Genomic DNA, 15,207 nt, shown 5'->3' with positions numbered 1-15,207 from the left:
AGAAAAGCATATGGTTGAAATCGAACTGGACGGGCAGAAGGTGGAGGTTGCCGAAGGCAGCATGGTGATGCATGCGGCCGAAAAGGCGGGCACCTACATTCCGCACTTCTGCTACCACAAGAAACTTTCTATCGCCGCCAGCTGCCGCATGTGCCTGGTGGAGGTTGAAAAAGCCCCCAAGCCCATGCCGGCCTGCGCCACACCCGTGACGCAAGGCATGATCGTGCGCACCAAGAGCGACAAGGCCATCCATGCCCAGAAGTCGGTCATGGAATTCCTGCTCATCAATCACCCGCTGGACTGCCCCATTTGCGACCAAGGTGGTGAGTGTCAGCTGCAGGACCTTGCGGTGGGTTACGGTGCTTCGTCCACACGCTATGAAGAAGAAAAGCGCGTGGTCAAGCCCAAGGATGTGAGCCCGCTCATTTCCATGCAGGAAATGACCCGCTGCATCCATTGCACCCGTTGTGTGCGCTTCGGTCAGGAAATTGCCGGTGTCATGGAACTGGGCATGGTGCATCGCGGCGAGCATGCCGAAATCACCACCGTCAAGGACGACACGATCGACTCGGAGCTGTCGGGCAACATGATCGACATCTGTCCGGTCGGCGCGCTCACCAGCAAGCCCTTCCGCTACAGCGCCCGTACCTGGGAGTTGTCGCGCCGCAAGTCGGTCAGCCCGCACGACTCCACGGGTGCCAACCTGATCGTGCACGTCAAAAACCACAAGGTCATGCGCGTGCTGCCGTTCGAGAATGACGACGTCAACGAATGCTGGATTGCCGACCGTGACCGTTTTTCCTACGAGGCCCTGGACAGTGCCGAGCGACTGACAAAGCCCATGCTCAAGCAGGGTGGCCAGTGGGTCGAGGTCGATTGGCAGACCGCTCTGGAGTACATCGCCAATGGTGTGCAATGCATCACCAAGGAAAACGGTGCCGGTGCTCTGGGTGCGTTGGTCAGCCCGCACAGCACGGTCGAAGAGTTGTATCTTGCCGGCGCGCTGATGCGCGGCCTGGGCAGCCCCAACCTGGATTACCGCCTGCGCCATGCCGATCTGCGCAAGCCGCAAGGCGTGCGCTGGCTGGGCCGATCGGTGTCCTCGCTGTCGCAGCTGCAATCGGTGCTGGTCGTGGGCTCGAACCTGCGCAAGGACCATCCGCTGTTTGCCCAGCGTATCCGCCAGGCGGCGCGCAAGGGTTGCACGGTGCTGTCCATCGACAACGCGGTACGTGACTGGGCCATGCCTGTGGCACAGACCCTGGTGGCCAATCATGGTGCATGGCTGCAAGCATTGGCCGACGTCGCGGCTGCCTTGGCGCAGGAAAAGGATGTGAGCGCACCTGTGGCGCAAGGTCGTGCCGACGAGCCCACAGCCCGTGCCATCGCCCAGGCGCTGCTACGCGGCGAACACAAGGCCGTGTTGCTCGGTAATGCAGCCGCTCACCATGCCCAGGCCAGCGAGCTGCTGGCCTTGGCCGGTTGGATTGCACAGCAGGCCGATGCCACCGTGGGCTACCTGACCGAGGCGGCCAACACGGTGGGCGCACAATGGATGCAAGCATTGCCTGGCGAAGGCGGAATGGACGCTGCGCAAATGTTGCAAGGCAAGCTCAAGGGTCTGTTCCTGTTGAACAACGAGCCGGAGTTTGACAGTGCTGCTGGTGCACAGGCAGTTGCTGCGTTGGGCAAGGTGGAAATGGTGGTGACACTGAGTCCCTTCAAGACCAACCTCGAATTCAGCGATGTGCTGTTGCCCATTGCACCGTTCACCGAAACATCGGGCAGCTTCGTGAATGCCGAAGGGCGTCTGCAAAGCTTCCACGCTGTGGTTCGTCCACTGGGCGAGACCCGCCCGGGTTGGAAGGTGCTGCGTGTGCTGGGCAATCTCCTGGGTCTGCAGGGTTTCGATTTCGAGACTTCGCAAGACGTGCTGGGGCGCGCCACCGGTGCGGCTGTCGGCTCGGTATCCCATGTTCCCCAAGAGCTGCTGAGCAATGCCGTGGCCGACATGCCCCAGTCCGTGCAAGTGGTGGATGTTCCCGCTCCGGCGGTCGCCTCCCTCTACCAGCTCGATGGTCTGGTGCGCCGTGCGACCTCTCTGCAATTGACCACCGATGCCCGCCTGGCCCGTGAAGGAGTAGCAGCGTGATCGATGCAATCTACAACTTCGGCCTCAATCTGCTGGCCCAGGGATGGTGGACGGGCGCGGCCTGGCCGGTCATCTGGAACCTCATCAAGATTGTGGTGGTGCTTCTGCCCCTGATGGGTGCCGTGGCTTACATCACGCTGTGGGAGCGCAAGCTTCTGGGCTTCATGCAGGTGCGCCATGGCCCCAACCGCGTTGGCCCGTTCGGTCTGCTGCAGCCCATTGCCGATGCGCTCAAGCTGCTGACCAAGGAAATCATCCAGCCCAGTGCAGCCTCCAAGGGCCTGTTCATTCTCGGGCCCGTCATGGCCATCATGCCCGCTCTGGCGGCCTGGGTGGTCATCCCCTTCGGCCCTGAGCTGGCACTGGCCAACGTCAATGCGGGTCTGCTGCTGTTGATGGCCATCACCTCGATCGAGGTCTATGGTGTGATCATTGCAGGTTGGGCCTCCAACTCCAAGTACGCCTTCCTGGGTGCGCTGCGTGCTTCGGCCCAGATGGTGAGCTATGAAATCGCCATGGGCTTCTGCTTCCTGGTGGTCATCATGGTCACGGGCAGCATGAACCTGACCGAGATTGTGCTGAGCCAGACGCGTGGCATGGCTGCCAACATGGGGCTGTCCTTCCTGTCCTGGAACTGGCTGCCGCTGCTGCCCATCTGCGTGGTGTACATGATTTCGGCAGTGGCGGAGACCAACCGCCATCCCTTCGACGTGGTGGAAGGCGAGGCCGAGATCGTCGCCGGTCACATGGTCGAGTATTCGGGCATGGGCTTTGCCATCTTCTTCCTGGCCGAGTACGCCAGCATGTGGCTGGTGTCGATTCTGGCCGTGCTGATGTTCTTTGGTGGCTGGCAGGCTCCTGTCGCTGCACTGGACTTCATCCCAGGCTGGATCTGGCTGGGCATCAAGACCTTTGTGATGATCTCCATGTTCATCTGGATCCGGGCCACCTTCCCCCGGTTCCGCTATGACCAGATCATGCGTCTGGGCTGGAAGATCTTCATTCCGGTCACCCTGGTGTGGCTGCTGATCGTCGGGGGCTGGTTGCTCTCGCCGTGGAATATCTGGAAATAAGGCGGGGACATACCCATGGCTTCCGTTGCTGCTGCTTCTTTTTCGCTCCGCGATTTCGTCAAGAGCTTTCTGCTGGTCGAGCTGGTCAAGGGCATGTCCCTGACCGGGCGCTACGCCCTGCGCCGCAAGGTTACCGTCCAGTACCCTGAGGAAAAAACACCGCTGTCGCCCCGTTTTCGGGGGTTGCACGCCCTGCGCCGCTATGAAAACGGCGAAGAGCGTTGCATCGCCTGCAAGCTGTGCGAGGCCGTGTGCCCCGCGATGGCCATCACCATCGAGTCGGATGTGCGCGAGGACGGCACACGTCGCACCACGCGCTATGACATCGACCTGACCAAGTGCATCTTCTGCGGTTTCTGCGAAGAAAGCTGCCCGGTGGACTCCATCGTGGAGACTTCCATCTTTGAATACCACGGCGAAAAGCGCGGCGACCTTTACTTCACCAAGGAAATGCTGCTGGCCGTGGGAGACCGCTTCGAAGGCGACATCGCTGCTGCCAAGGCTGCGGACGCCCAGTACCGCTGACGCGGCAGACCACTACAAAGAACCGATTCATGGACGCCAAGACTGGTTTTTTCTATCTGTTCTCGTTCGTGCTGCTGTACGCAGCCTTCCGGGTCATCAGCGCCCGCAACCCGGTGCACGCGGTGCTGCACCTCATGCTGGCTTTTTCCCAGGCTTCAGGCCTGTGGCTGCTGCTCAAGGCAGAGTTTCTTGCCATTGCCCTGGTGCTGGTGTACCTGGGTGCGGTGATGGTGCTGTTCCTCTTCGTGGTGATGATGCTTGACGTGGATGTCGAGGGCATGCGCCAGGGTTTCTGGAAGCATTTCCCGCTGGCCGCCACCATTGGTGCACTCGTTGCCCTGGAAATGGCGGCAGTGCTCATGGGCGGCTTCCGTGGCATGGAGGAGCCCAAGGCCGTGGCCGCTGTGCTGGATGCGGCGGGCCAACCGGTCGTGGTTTCCAATGCCAAGGCCCTGGGTGAGCTGATGTACACCAAGTACCTCTATCCGGTGGAAATCGCTGCCGTCATCCTTTTGGTGGCCATGATTGCTGCCATTGCCCTGACCCTGCGTACCCGCAAAGACACCAAGACCATCAATCCGTCGCAGCAGGTGCATGTGCGTGCCGCGGACCGTCTGACGGTCGTCAAGATGGCTGCCACACGCCAGGCTCCGGTACCTGAGCCAGCCGCCAATGCCGAGGAGAAGAAAGCATGACGCCCACACTGGGACATTTTCTGACGCTGGGCGCCATGCTGTTCGCCCTGGCCGTGGTCGGCATTTTCATGAATCGCCGCAACCTCATTGTGTTGCTGATGGCCATTGAACTGATGCTGTTGGCCGTCAACATGAACTTCGTAGCCTTCTCGCATTACCTGGGTGATATGCACGGACAGGTGTTCGTGTTCTTCATCCTGACCGTGGCGGCGGCTGAGTCGGCCATTGGTCTGGCCATCCTGGTGCTGCTGTTCCGCAACAAGGCCAACATCGACGCGGAATCCCTCGACACCCTCCAGGGTTGAGTCTCCGAAAGCCAAGGTTCTCCACAATGAGTCAAACCCTTTCTGCTTCAACGCTCCTGGCCGTTCCGCTCGCGCCACTGGTGGGCGCCGCGCTGGCGGGCATCTTCGGCACGACCTTCGGCGGCAACTGGATCGGTCGCCGCCTGAGCCACAGTCTTACCATCCTCGGGGTGCTGGTCGCCTTCATCCTGTCGGCAATGACGCTCAAGAGCGTCGCCGTGGATGGCGCGCGTTTCAACGAGACCATCTACACCTGGATGGTGGTCGGCGGACTCAAGATGGAGGTGGGCTTTTTGATCGACAGCCTTACCGCCATGATGATGTGCGTGGTCACCTTCGTGTCGCTCATGGTGCACATCTACACCATCGGCTACATGGAAGAGGACGAAGGCTACAACCGCTTCTTTGCCTACATCTCTCTGTTCACCTTCTCCATGCTCATGCTCGTCATGAGCAACAACCTGCTGCAGTTGTTCTTCGGTTGGGAGGCAGTGGGCCTGGTGTCCTATTTGCTGATCGGCTTCTGGTTCAACAAGCCCACGGCCATCTTCGCCAACATGAAGGCCTTTCTGGTCAACCGTGTGGGTGACTTCGGCTTCATCCTGGGCATCGGCTTGATTGCCGCCTACACTGGCACGCTGAACTACGGCGAGGTCTTTGCCAAGGCCACGCAGTTGGGGGCGATCGAGTTCCCCTGGTACGTGATGGGCCAGGACGTCATGCTCATCACCGTGATCTGCATCTGCCTGTTCATCGGCGCCATGGGCAAGTCGGCGCAGTTCCCGCTGCATGTCTGGCTGCCCGATTCGATGGAAGGCCCCACGCCCATTTCCGCGCTGATCCACGCCGCCACCATGGTGACGGCCGGCATCTTCATGGTGGCGCGCATGTCGCCGCTGTTTGAGCTGTCGGATGCTGCTCTGAACTTCATCCTGGTCATTGGTTCCATCACCGCGTTGTTCATGGGCTTTCTGGGCATCATCCAGAACGACATCAAGCGCGTGGTGGCGTACTCCACGCTCTCGCAGCTGGGTTACATGACGGTGGCTCTGGGTGCGTCGGCCTACTCGGTGGCAGTGTTCCACCTGATGACCCACGCGTTCTTCAAGGCGCTGTTGTTCCTGGGCGCTGGCTCGGTGATCATGGGCATGCACCACAACCAGGACATCCGTTGGATGGGTGGGGTGCGCAAATACATGCCCATCACCTGGATCACCTCGCTGCTGGGTTCGCTGGCCCTGATCGGTACGCCGCTGTTCTCGGGCTTTTACTCCAAGGACAGCATCATCGAGGCTGTGCATTTCAGCCAGTTGCCGGCGGCCGGGTTTGCGCACTTTGCGGTGCTGGCAGGTGTGTTCATCACCGCCTTCTATTCGTTCCGCATGTACTTCCTGGTCTTCCATGGCAAGGAGCGCTATGACCAGAACCCCGATGCGCACCACCATGACGACCATGGCCACCACGGCCATGATGACCACCATGCTCCGCATGAGTCGCCCTGGGTGGTGACAGTGCCACTGGTCCTGTTGGCCATTCCCTCGGTCGTGATCGGCTACATGACCATCCAGCCCATGCTGTTTGGTGATTTCTTCAAGGACGTGATCTTTGTTGATGCGGTGCGGCATCCGGCCATGGCCAAGTTGGCAGAAATCTTCCACGGTCCGGTGGCCATGGCCTTGCATGGTCTGCAGACGCTGCCTTTCTGGCTTGCGGTCGCGGGTGTGGCTGCTTCGTACTACATGTACATGGTCAATCCAGCGTTACCTGCGGCTATCCAGCGCATGTTCCAGCCGCTGCACACGTTGCTTGAAAACAAGTACTACATGGACTGGTTCAACGAGAACGTGATTGCCCGTGGTGCCCGTGCGCTGGGCGTGGGGCTCTGGAAGGGTGGCGACCAGGCCGTGATCGACGGCACGCTGGTCAATGGTTCCTGGAAGATCGTGGGCTGGGTTGCCGGTCTGGTGCGCAAGGTGCAGACGGGCTACGTCTTCCACTACGCGCTGGTGATGATCCTGGGCATCTTCGTGCTCATGACGTACTTCGTCTTGCTCAACAAGTAGGAGAACAACAAAAATGGGTTTGTTGAGTCTTGCTATCTGGACGCCTATCGCGTTCGGTGCGCTGTTGCTGGCCTTTGGCAGTGACAAGCATGCGGGCGCTGTCCGCTGGCTGGCCCTGATCGGTGCTCTGATCGGGTTTGCTGTGACCTTGCCGCTATATGAAGGCTTCAAGCTGGGCACTGCGGCGATGCAGTTCGTCGAGAAGGCCGTGTGGATTGAGGGCTTCAATATCCACTACCACCTTGGTGTGGATGGCATCTCGTTCTGGTTCGTGCCGCTCACGGCATTTATCACGGTGATCGTGGTGATTGCGTCATGGGAATCCATCACCGAGCGCGTGTACCAGTACATGGGCGCCTTCCTGATCCTGTCGGGGCTGATGATCGGTGTGTTCGCATCCCTCGACGGCATGCTGTTCTACGTGTTCTTCGAGGCCACCCTGATCCCCATGTACCTGATCATCGGTATCTGGGGGGGGCCGAACAAGATCTATGCCGCCTTCAAGTTCTTCCTCTACACCTTGCTGGGCTCGCTGCTCATGCTGGTGGCGTTGATCTACCTGTACAACCAGTCCAGCGGCAGTTTCGACATTGCCACCTGGCACCAACTGCCACTGAGCCGCACGGCGCAAACGCTGCTGTTCTTTGCCTTCTTTGCGGCCTTTGCCGTCAAGGTGCCCATGTGGCCTGTGCACACGTGGCTGCCCGACGTGCACGTCGAAGCGCCCACAGGTGGTTCTGCGGTGCTGGCGGCCATCATGCTGAAGCTGGGTGCCTACGGCTTCCTGCGCTTCTCGCTGCCCATTGCACCCGACGCCTCGCGTGAATGGGCATGGCTGATGATTGCCCTGTCGCTCATCGCCGTGATCTACGTGGGCCTGGTCGCCATGGTCCAGAAGGACATGAAGAAGCTGGTGGCCTACTCGTCGGTGGCGCACATGGGTTTTGTGACGCTGGGCTTCTTCATCTTCAACGGCCTGGGTGTGTCCGGCGGCATCGTGCAGATGATTGCGCACGGCTTTGTCTCGGCGGCCATGTTCCTTTCCATCGGCGTGCTCTACGACCGCGTGCATTCGCGTGACATTGCTGCCTACGGTGGCGTGGTCAACACCATGCCCAAGTTCTCTGCCTACGTGTTGTTGTTCACCATGGCCAACTGCGGCCTGCCGGGAACGGCCGGTTTCGTGGGCGAGTGGATGGTGATCCTGGGTGCCGTGCAGGCCAACTTCTGGGTGGGCCTGCTCGCTGCCACGGCCTTGATCTGGGGCGCTGCCTACAGCCTGTGGATGTTCAAGCGCGTGTACCTGGGCCCGGTGAGCAACGCCAACGTCCGAGCCTTGCTCGACATCGGCAGCCGTGAATTCTTCGTCATGGCGCTGCTCGCCATTGCCGTGCTGTACATGGGCCTGTACCCACGCCCGTTCACGGACGTGATGGATGCATCCGTGGCTGAACTGCTGCGCCATGTGGCCTTGAGCAAGCTGAACTGACCTGACCGAACAGAGAGACCCGAGATGATTGACAACATCAGTTGGCTGGCGATTTACCCGGAGATCGTTCTGCTGGTCATGACCTGCGTGATCGCGCTGGTGGACCTGGGCGTGAAGAGCCCGCAGCGTACGGCAACCTACGTGCTGAGCATGCTCACACTGGCGGTGGTGGCCGTGCTGCAGGGCGTGTATGCCAGCAGTGGCAACACCTTCTACGGCTTTGGCAACATGGTGGTGAGCGATGCCATGGGCAACTGGCTCAAGTGCTTTGCCACGGTGGCCATGATGGTGACCCTGGTGTACAGCCGCCCCTATGCCGCCGATCGCAGCATGCTGCGCGGTGGCGAGATGTTTGTGCTGGCCATGTTCTCGCTGCTGGGCATGTTCATCATGATCGGTGGCAACAACTTCCTGATTATTTACCTGGGTCTGGAGCTGCTCACGCTCTCCGGCTATGCGCTGGTGGGCATGCGCCGAGACAATGCCGTGGCCACCGAGGCTGCCATGAAGTACTTTGTGCTGGGTGCCATGGCCAGCGGCTTCCTGCTGTATGGCCTGTCCATGTTGTACGGTGCGACGGGTTCGCTGGATATCGGCGAAGTCTTCAAGGCCATCGATTCTGGCCAGCTGCGTCACCAGGTGCTGGTGTTTGGCGTGGTCTTCATCGTGGCCGGGCTTGCGTTCAAGCTGGGTGCAGTGCCGTTCCATATGTGGGTACCTGACGTGTACCAGGGCGCCCCCACGGCCGTTACGCTGATGATTGCTGGTGCGCCCAAGTTCGCCGCCTTTGCCATCGTGATTCGTCTGTTGGTCGATGGCCTGCTGCCGCTGGCCCGGGATTGGCAACAGATGCTTGCGGTGCTGGCCATTGGATCGTTGCTGGTGGGCAACCTGGCGGCCATCGCACAGACCAATCTCAAGCGCATGCTGGCCTACTCCACCATTGCACAAATGGGTTTCGTGCTGCTGGGCCTGATGTCGGGTGTCGTCAGTGGGCACGTGGACGCTTCCACGGCTGAAGCCGCCTATGCCGCGTCGATGTTCTACATCGTCACCTATGTGCTGACGACGCTGGCCACCTTCGGCGTGATCCTGTTGCTGGCGCGCGAGGGCTTCGAGAGCGAGGAGATTGCCGACATGGCTGGCCTGAACCGGCGCAGCCCGCTGTATGCCGGCGTGCTGGCGGTGTGCCTGTTCTCGCTGGCCGGCATCCCGCCCCTGGTGGGCTTCTATGCCAAGCTGGCGGTCCTGCAGGCCCTGCTGGCCTCGGGCCAGACGGCATATATCGCCATGGCCGTGTTTGCCGTACTGATGTCCTTGATTGGCGCCTTCTACTATCTGCGTGTGGTCAAGGTCATGTACTTTGATGAGCCACTGACCGCCACCACTGTGTCTGCGCCGCTGGACGTGCGGATGGTTCTCACGCTCAACGGTGCGCTGGTGCTCATTCTGGGCATCTTGCCTGGTGGTCTGATGTCGCTGTGCGCAGACGCCATCATGCGTTCGCTGGCTTCCTGAGCTTGCCCGCCAGAAGATGCAAGACAGCTTCATCTGGATTGTGATCGTGGCGGCCTGCGTGGCCGCCAATCTGCCTTTCTTCAATCAGCGCGTCCTGGCCTTGGGCCCGGTGCGCGTGTCCGGCAAGCCACTGTGGCTGCGTTTGGCCGAGTTGCTGGTCTTGTACTTCGCGGTGGGCGGGCTGGCCTATGTCCTGGAAGGACGGGTGGGGCAGGTGGCCCCTCAGGGCTGGGAGTTCTTTGCCATCACGGCGGCACTCTTCCTGACGCTGGCATTTCCCGGTTTCGTGTACCGCTACCTGCTTCGCAGGCGCTGATCGCATCTTTGGGGCAACACACCCATGAAAGTGCTGGACTTGCGTTGTGCGCATGACCATGCCTTTGAAGGCTGGTTTGCCAACGAAGAGGATTTTCAGGGGCAGTTGGTGCGCGGCTTGCTCCAGTGCCCCGTCTGTGGGGATGGCCAGATCCGCAAGACCTTGAGTGCGCCCCGCATCCAGCGCAGTGCGATGCAGGAGCGTCCTCCCACCGGTGTGACACCGCAAGAGTCCGCCCCAGCCCCCCATGCCTCCGATGTGCCCGACGGGCTGCCTGCCAGCGTGCAGGCTGCTTGGCTGCAATGGGCACGCCAGGTCGTTGCGAAGTCAGAGGACGTGGGCGAGCGCTTTGCCCAGGAAGCGCGCAGCATCCACCGTGGCGACAGCCCCGAACGGCCCATCCGTGGCCAGGCCAGCCCGGCCCAGACCCTGGAGTTGCTGGAAGAGGGCATCCCCGTGCTGGCGCTGCCTGCCACGGCGACCGACACGCTGCACTGAGCGGGCGGCGAGCAGCCCCTGGGGCCTTTCAAGCCGCAAACTGCAGCGCCGCCAGGCGCGCATACACTCCACCGCGCGCCAGCAGTTCGGCATGGGTGCCTTGTTCGACGATCCGGCCGTGCTCCATCACCACGATCCGGTCGGCGTTCTGCACGGTGGACAGGCGGTGCGCAATGACCAGCGTCGTGCGCTGGCCCTTGTGGCTGTGCAGCGCGCTGTCGAGCGCCGCCTGCACCATGCGCTCGCTCTCGGCGTCCAGTGCGCTGGTGGCCTCGTCCAGCAAGAGCAATGGCGGGTTCTTGAGCAATGCCCGTGCAATGGCGATGCGCTGGCGCTGGCCGCCCGACAGGCGCACGCCGCGCTCGCCCAGAAAGGTGTTGTAGCCGTCGGGCAGCGCGCTGAGAAAGTCGTGTGCAAACGCCGCACGTGTTGCGGCCACCACCTCGTCGTCGCTCGCGTCCGGGCGGCCGTAACGGATGTTGTCCATGGCACTGGCTGAAAAGATCACCGGGTCCTGGGGCACCGTGCCGATGCGGCTACGCAGCGCCTGCAGAGAGAGGTGGCGCAGATCAATGCCCTCAACGCAGATGCGGCCACTGCCCTCGGGCGCTTGGGGCGGTACAGCATCGACATCGTAAAAGCGCTGCAGCAACTGGAACACCGTCGTCTTGCCCGCCCCGCTGGCGCCCACCAGGGCCACGGTTTCGCCGGGCTGCAGTTCCAGATCGAAGCCCTGCAGCGCTGCCTGCGTGGGGCGTGAGGGGTAGTGGAAATCCACATGCTCAAACCGCACCGCCAGCCCCCGCCCGGTGTCGGGCAAGGCCAGCGGCTGGGACGGTTCGTGCACGGGCGACTGGGTGGCCAGCAGTTCCATGAGCCGCTCGGTGGCCCCTGCGGCGCGCAGCAGGTCGCCATACACCTCTCCCAGCACGGCGGCGGCACCGGCCAGCAGCATCACGTACACCACCGTTTGCCCCAGGTGGCCCGCGCTCATCTGGTCCGCCAGCACCGCCTGGGTGCCACGGTACAGGCCCCACAGCAGCAGCCCCGCATTGGCAATGATGATGAACGCCACCAGCATCGCGCGGGTGCGTGAGCGCCGTTCCGCCGTGTCAAAGGCATGTTGTGTGGCCTGGGTGAAGCGCTGCGCTTCGCGGTCCTCGGCGGTGTAGCTTTGCACCACCGGGGTGGCATTCAGGATTTCGCCCGCAATGGCGCTGGAGTCGGCCACCCGGTCCTGGCTGGCCCGCGAGAGCTTGCGCACCCGCCTGCCAATCCACAGCGCGGGCAATACCACCGCCACCAGCATGAGCATGACTATGCCCATCACGCGTGGATTGGTCCACACCAGCATGATGACGGCCCCGCCACCCACCACCGCATTGCGCAGGCCCATGGACAGTGACGAGCCCACCACCGTCTGCACCAGCGTGGTGTCGGTGGTCAGGCGTGAAAGCACCTCGCCCGTCTGCGTGGTCTCGAAAAACTGAGGACTCTGGCGCAGCACATGGGCGTACACGGCGTTGCGCAGATCGGCGGTCACGCGCTCTCCCAGCCAGCTCACCAGGTAAAAGCGCACCGAGGTGAACAGCCCCAAGGCCACGGCCACGGCAAACAGCAGACCAAAGTTACCGCGCAAGGCCATGGCCTGGGCGCCCCGGTCGCTGGCGGCCAGGCTGCCGTCGATCAGGGTGCGCAGCGCCAGCGGAAACGCCAGCGTGGCCGCCGCTGCCAGCAGCAAAAAAGCCAAGGCCAGCAGCATGCGCGTGCGGTAGGGGCGCAAAAAGGGCAGCAGGCCGCTGAGCGAGCGGGCCTTGCCCTGCAGCTCGCGTGGGTTCGGAGAAGACGACATAGCCTTCCAGTGTAGGCCGCTCGGGCCGTCGGTGCAGGCTTCCTACAACCGCAATGCGCGGGCGTAGCCCGTCATCTCCAGGTACCCCCGACCCACCGACTGGCCCGAGGCGTCGTGCAGATCCGACAGGCCCTCCCAATAAATGGCGCCCGTCGATGCACTGCTGTCCAGCTCCTGGTCGTCCACCAGCGCGCGCACCTCAAAGCGTCCGGCGGGCGTCTCCACCCTCCATTGCACCGGGTAGCGGGCGCCGCTGTGCGGGCTGGTCCAGTGCCGCACCGCGGTGAAGGCCACGCTGCCTTCGTCAAACACCTGCACCGCACCCCCACCAGGCCGCCAGGAGCCGCCCGCCCACAGCGCCGATCCATCGGCCCGGCGCAGCCGAAACGCCGTGAGCGCCGCGCCGTCGTGCAGGTTCATGCCGATCCAGTCCCAGCCCACGGCCTGGGGGTGCATCAGGGCCTCGCTCCATTCGTGGTCCAGCCAGGCGCGGCCCTGGCCGGGGGCAATGCGCCAGCGCTGGCCGCCCAGCACCAACTCGCCCTGCACGGCCAATTGGGGCTGGCTGTAGTAGTGGCTGGCCTGCACTGCCTCGGGGCCCTTGCGCGAGAGGCCCTCGCGGCCCTGCAACAACACAGGCTGGGTGGTGTCGCAGTCCAGGTGCAGGCCCAGCGTGTCGCCCTCTACCCTTGCCGTGTAACGGCTGCCCTGGCCCAGTGCGCTGCGGGTGAGCGACCAGCCTTGCAGCCGCAGCCCGGTATCGGCCTCGCTGGCTTCGGCCAGGCCCGGCCAGGCGCGGGCAATGCGCTGGTCGTGGTGCAGCTTGGCATGGGTCACATCGGTGATGGCCGCGTGCGCAAACAGCAACTGCTTGGCCGCAAATGCCGAGCGCAGGCCCTGCGTGCCATCCACCCGCGAGCGAAAAAACGTGACCTGAAACCCCCACAGCCGCCCCGCCGTCTGGGCGTGCCCGGTCATGTACCACCACTCGGTACGCAACTCGGGGTGGCTGCCATGGTCGCGCGGGAACTCCAGCCGTCGCGCGCTCAAGCCCGGCGCAGCGCCGGGCCACAGCCCCAGCGCACCCAAGCCCAGGGCCAGCGTCCTGCGGCGCAGGCTGGGCGGCGTGGTGGGCAGGGTGGGGGGCAGGGTGGGGGGCATGGCAGGTTCAGGTCAGCAAGGCGTCGATCTTCTGCTGCGCCGCCGTGCAGTCGCCAAAACTGCGCTCCACCCAGCCCGCGTCGCAGTAGGTGGGCAGGTAGCGCTCGCCCGCATCACACAGCAGCGACAGGATGGAGCCCCGCTCGCCGCGCGCGCGCATCTCGTGCGCCAGCGCCAGCATGGCGACAAAGTTGGTACCCGTGGACGGCCCCACGCGCCGCCCCAGCAGTTGCGACAGCGCGCGCATGGCGGCCACCGACTCCACGTCGGGCACCTCGACCATGCGGTCCACCAGCGTGCGGATGAAGCTCGGCTCCACGCGCGGGCGGCCAATGCCCTCGATGCGCGAACCCGGCGCCGTGAGCGTGGCGTCGCCCGTGCGGTGGTAGGCGCTGAACACCGAGCCCGCCGGGTCGGCCACGCACACCTGCGTGGCGTGGCGCTGGTAGCGCACATAGCGACCTATGGTGGCGCTGGTGCCCCCCGTGCCCGCGCCCACCACAATCCAGCGCGGCACGGGGTGCCGCTCGCGCTGCATTTGCGTGAACATGCTCTCGGCAATGTTGTTGTTGCCACGCCAGTCGGTGGCGCGCTCAGCGTAGGTGAACTGGTCCATGTAGTGCCCGCCGGTCTGCGCAGCCACTTCTCGGGCGGCGTCGTACACCGCGCCCGCGCTGTCCACGAAATGGCAGCGCCCGCCGTGGAACTCGATCTGCGCCACCTTCTCGGGCGAGGTGCTGCGCGGCATCACCGCCACGAACGGCAGGCCCAGCAGGCGCGCGAAATAGGCCTCGCTCACTGCCGTGGAGCCGCTTGATGCCTCGACGATGGTCGAGCCCTCGCGCACCCAGCCGTTGCACAGCGCATAGAGGAACAGCGAGCGCGCCAGCCGGTGCTTGAGGCTGCCCGTGGGGTGGGTGGATTCGTCCTTGAGGTACAGGTCGATGCCGCTGTGCTCAAAGGCGGGCAGGCGCAGCGGGATCAGGTGGGTATCGGCGCTGCGTTGGTAATCGGCTTCGATGCGGGCGATGGCTTCGTGGAGCCAATGGGAAGAAGTGCACGCATCCGAAGATGGGGCAAAGGGTGCGAGGGGCTGATGCTTCATGCGCCAGATTGTCGCAGCCCGTCGCAGTCCTTGACCCACCACGGATCGGCGACTGGATGGAGTGGTGGGTGCCGTTACTGAGCGCTTTCCAGCCACCAGGCAACTTCGCCATTGGGTTCTGTGACGGCGTATTTGCCATCCTGCTTGACAAAGCTGACACAGCGATCGTCCAGCCTGCGTTTGTTCCAACGCACGCAGTACCCGGCATCGCCTTGGCGGCGCCAGGGACCGACGTCGTTGTAGCCTTGACTGGCAGTGGCGTAACCGTCAGCCTTCAAATGGATTTCAACAACCAGGCCACTCTTGATGTTGGTGACCTTGAAGGGAGCAGCAATGATCTTTTCGAATTCATCCTTGGACACAGAAGTATCTGCAGCGTAGCTGCTGCTCGCGAGCAGTGCAGCACAGAGGAGAGCACGGTGGAGGTACATCGCTGACCCTTTCTTTGTTGATGA

General features: G+C 63.0%; 14 protein-coding genes. 10 read left to right on the top strand and 4 right to left on the bottom strand.

Annotated features, from left to right (window positions below; translation table 11 throughout):
• The first annotated feature begins 10 nt into the window (after positions 1 to 10).
• Genes nuoG through GWK50_RS11080 form a run of 10 tightly spaced genes read left to right on the top strand, consistent with a single transcriptional unit; the run spans position 11 to position 10,634 of the window.
• Complete coding sequence (gene nuoG / locus GWK50_RS11125; protein WP_162016573.1) at positions 11 to 2,152, top strand: NADH-quinone oxidoreductase subunit NuoG; 2,142 nt, start codon at positions 11 to 13, stop codon at positions 2,150 to 2,152.
• Positions 2,149 to 3,225, top strand: coding sequence for an NADH-quinone oxidoreductase subunit NuoH (nuoH, locus tag GWK50_RS11120; protein ID WP_162016572.1), 1,077 nt, complete (start codon positions 2,149 to 2,151; stop codon positions 3,223 to 3,225). Before nuoG ends, nuoH begins: the two co-directional genes overlap by 4 nt.
• A 15-nt stretch (positions 3,226 to 3,240) precedes the next feature.
• Positions 3,241 to 3,750, top strand: a complete 510-nt coding sequence (nuoI, locus tag GWK50_RS11115) for an NADH-quinone oxidoreductase subunit NuoI (protein ID WP_162016571.1) — start codon at positions 3,241 to 3,243, stop codon at positions 3,748 to 3,750.
• Positions 3,751 to 3,779: 29 nt separating this feature from the next.
• Positions 3,780 to 4,445 (top strand): NADH-quinone oxidoreductase subunit J, encoded by a 666-nt coding sequence (locus tag GWK50_RS11110; RefSeq protein ID WP_162016570.1) that lies wholly within the window; start codon positions 3,780 to 3,782, stop codon positions 4,443 to 4,445.
• Positions 4,442 to 4,750 carry an NADH-quinone oxidoreductase subunit NuoK gene (gene nuoK, locus GWK50_RS11105; RefSeq protein ID WP_162016569.1) on the top strand — a complete coding sequence of 103 codons (309 nt, stop codon included), beginning with the start codon at positions 4,442 to 4,444 and terminating at the stop codon, positions 4,748 to 4,750. Before GWK50_RS11110 ends, nuoK begins: the two co-directional genes overlap by 4 nt.
• Positions 4,751 to 4,776: 26 nt before the next feature.
• On the top strand, positions 4,777 to 6,813 hold the full coding sequence (nuoL, locus tag GWK50_RS11100) for an NADH-quinone oxidoreductase subunit L (protein ID WP_162016568.1): 2,037 nt from the start codon (positions 4,777 to 4,779) through the stop codon (positions 6,811 to 6,813).
• A 13-nt stretch (positions 6,814 to 6,826) separates the two neighbouring features.
• Entirely contained in the window at positions 6,827 to 8,302 is a 1,476-nt protein-coding gene (locus GWK50_RS11095; RefSeq protein ID WP_162016567.1) for an NADH-quinone oxidoreductase subunit M, read from the top strand.
• 24 nt (positions 8,303 to 8,326) lie between these two features.
• A complete protein-coding gene (gene nuoN / locus GWK50_RS11090; protein ID WP_162016566.1) occupies positions 8,327 to 9,820 on the top strand; it encodes an NADH-quinone oxidoreductase subunit NuoN in 1,494 nt (497 codons plus the stop codon).
• A 16-nt stretch (positions 9,821 to 9,836) separates the two neighbouring features.
• Positions 9,837 to 10,136, top strand: coding sequence for a DUF2818 family protein (locus GWK50_RS11085; RefSeq protein WP_162016565.1), 300 nt, complete (start codon positions 9,837 to 9,839; stop codon positions 10,134 to 10,136).
• 24 nt (positions 10,137 to 10,160) lie between these two features.
• A complete protein-coding gene (locus GWK50_RS11080; protein WP_162016564.1) occupies positions 10,161 to 10,634 on the top strand; it encodes a DUF1178 family protein in 474 nt (157 codons plus the stop codon).
• 28 nt (positions 10,635 to 10,662) lie between these two features.
• On the opposite strand, the gene GWK50_RS11075 is transcribed toward GWK50_RS11080, so the two are convergent.
• The 4 genes from GWK50_RS11075 to GWK50_RS11060 form a co-directional block, all read right to left on the bottom strand.
• Positions 10,663 to 12,486, bottom strand: a complete 1,824-nt coding sequence (locus GWK50_RS11075; protein WP_162016563.1) for an ABC transporter transmembrane domain-containing protein — start codon at positions 12,484 to 12,486, stop codon at positions 10,663 to 10,665.
• Positions 12,487 to 12,528: 42 nt separating this feature from the next.
• The gene (locus tag GWK50_RS11070) at positions 12,529 to 13,647 is read right to left on the bottom strand and encodes a carotenoid 1,2-hydratase (RefSeq protein ID WP_162016562.1); all 1,119 of its coding nucleotides are present in this window, start codon (positions 13,645 to 13,647) and stop codon (positions 12,529 to 12,531) included.
• 7 nt (positions 13,648 to 13,654) lie between these two features.
• Positions 13,655 to 14,752 carry a PLP-dependent cysteine synthase family protein gene (locus tag GWK50_RS11065; protein WP_162016561.1) on the bottom strand — a complete coding sequence of 366 codons (1,098 nt, stop codon included), beginning with the start codon at positions 14,750 to 14,752 and terminating at the stop codon, positions 13,655 to 13,657.
• Positions 14,753 to 14,826: 74 nt separating this feature from the next.
• On the bottom strand, positions 14,827 to 15,183 hold the full coding sequence (locus GWK50_RS11060; protein WP_162016560.1) for a hypothetical protein: 357 nt from the start codon (positions 15,181 to 15,183) through the stop codon (positions 14,827 to 14,829).
• Positions 15,184 to 15,207: the final 24 nt, after the last annotated feature.

It is taken from the genome of Acidovorax sp. 210-6, from assembly GCF_010020825.1.
GTDB classification, from domain to species: Bacteria; Pseudomonadota; Gammaproteobacteria; order Burkholderiales; family Burkholderiaceae_C; genus Simplicispira; species Simplicispira sedimenti.
Note: the sequence above shows the minus strand (reverse complement) of the source record. Positions and strands in the feature narration are given on the sequence as shown.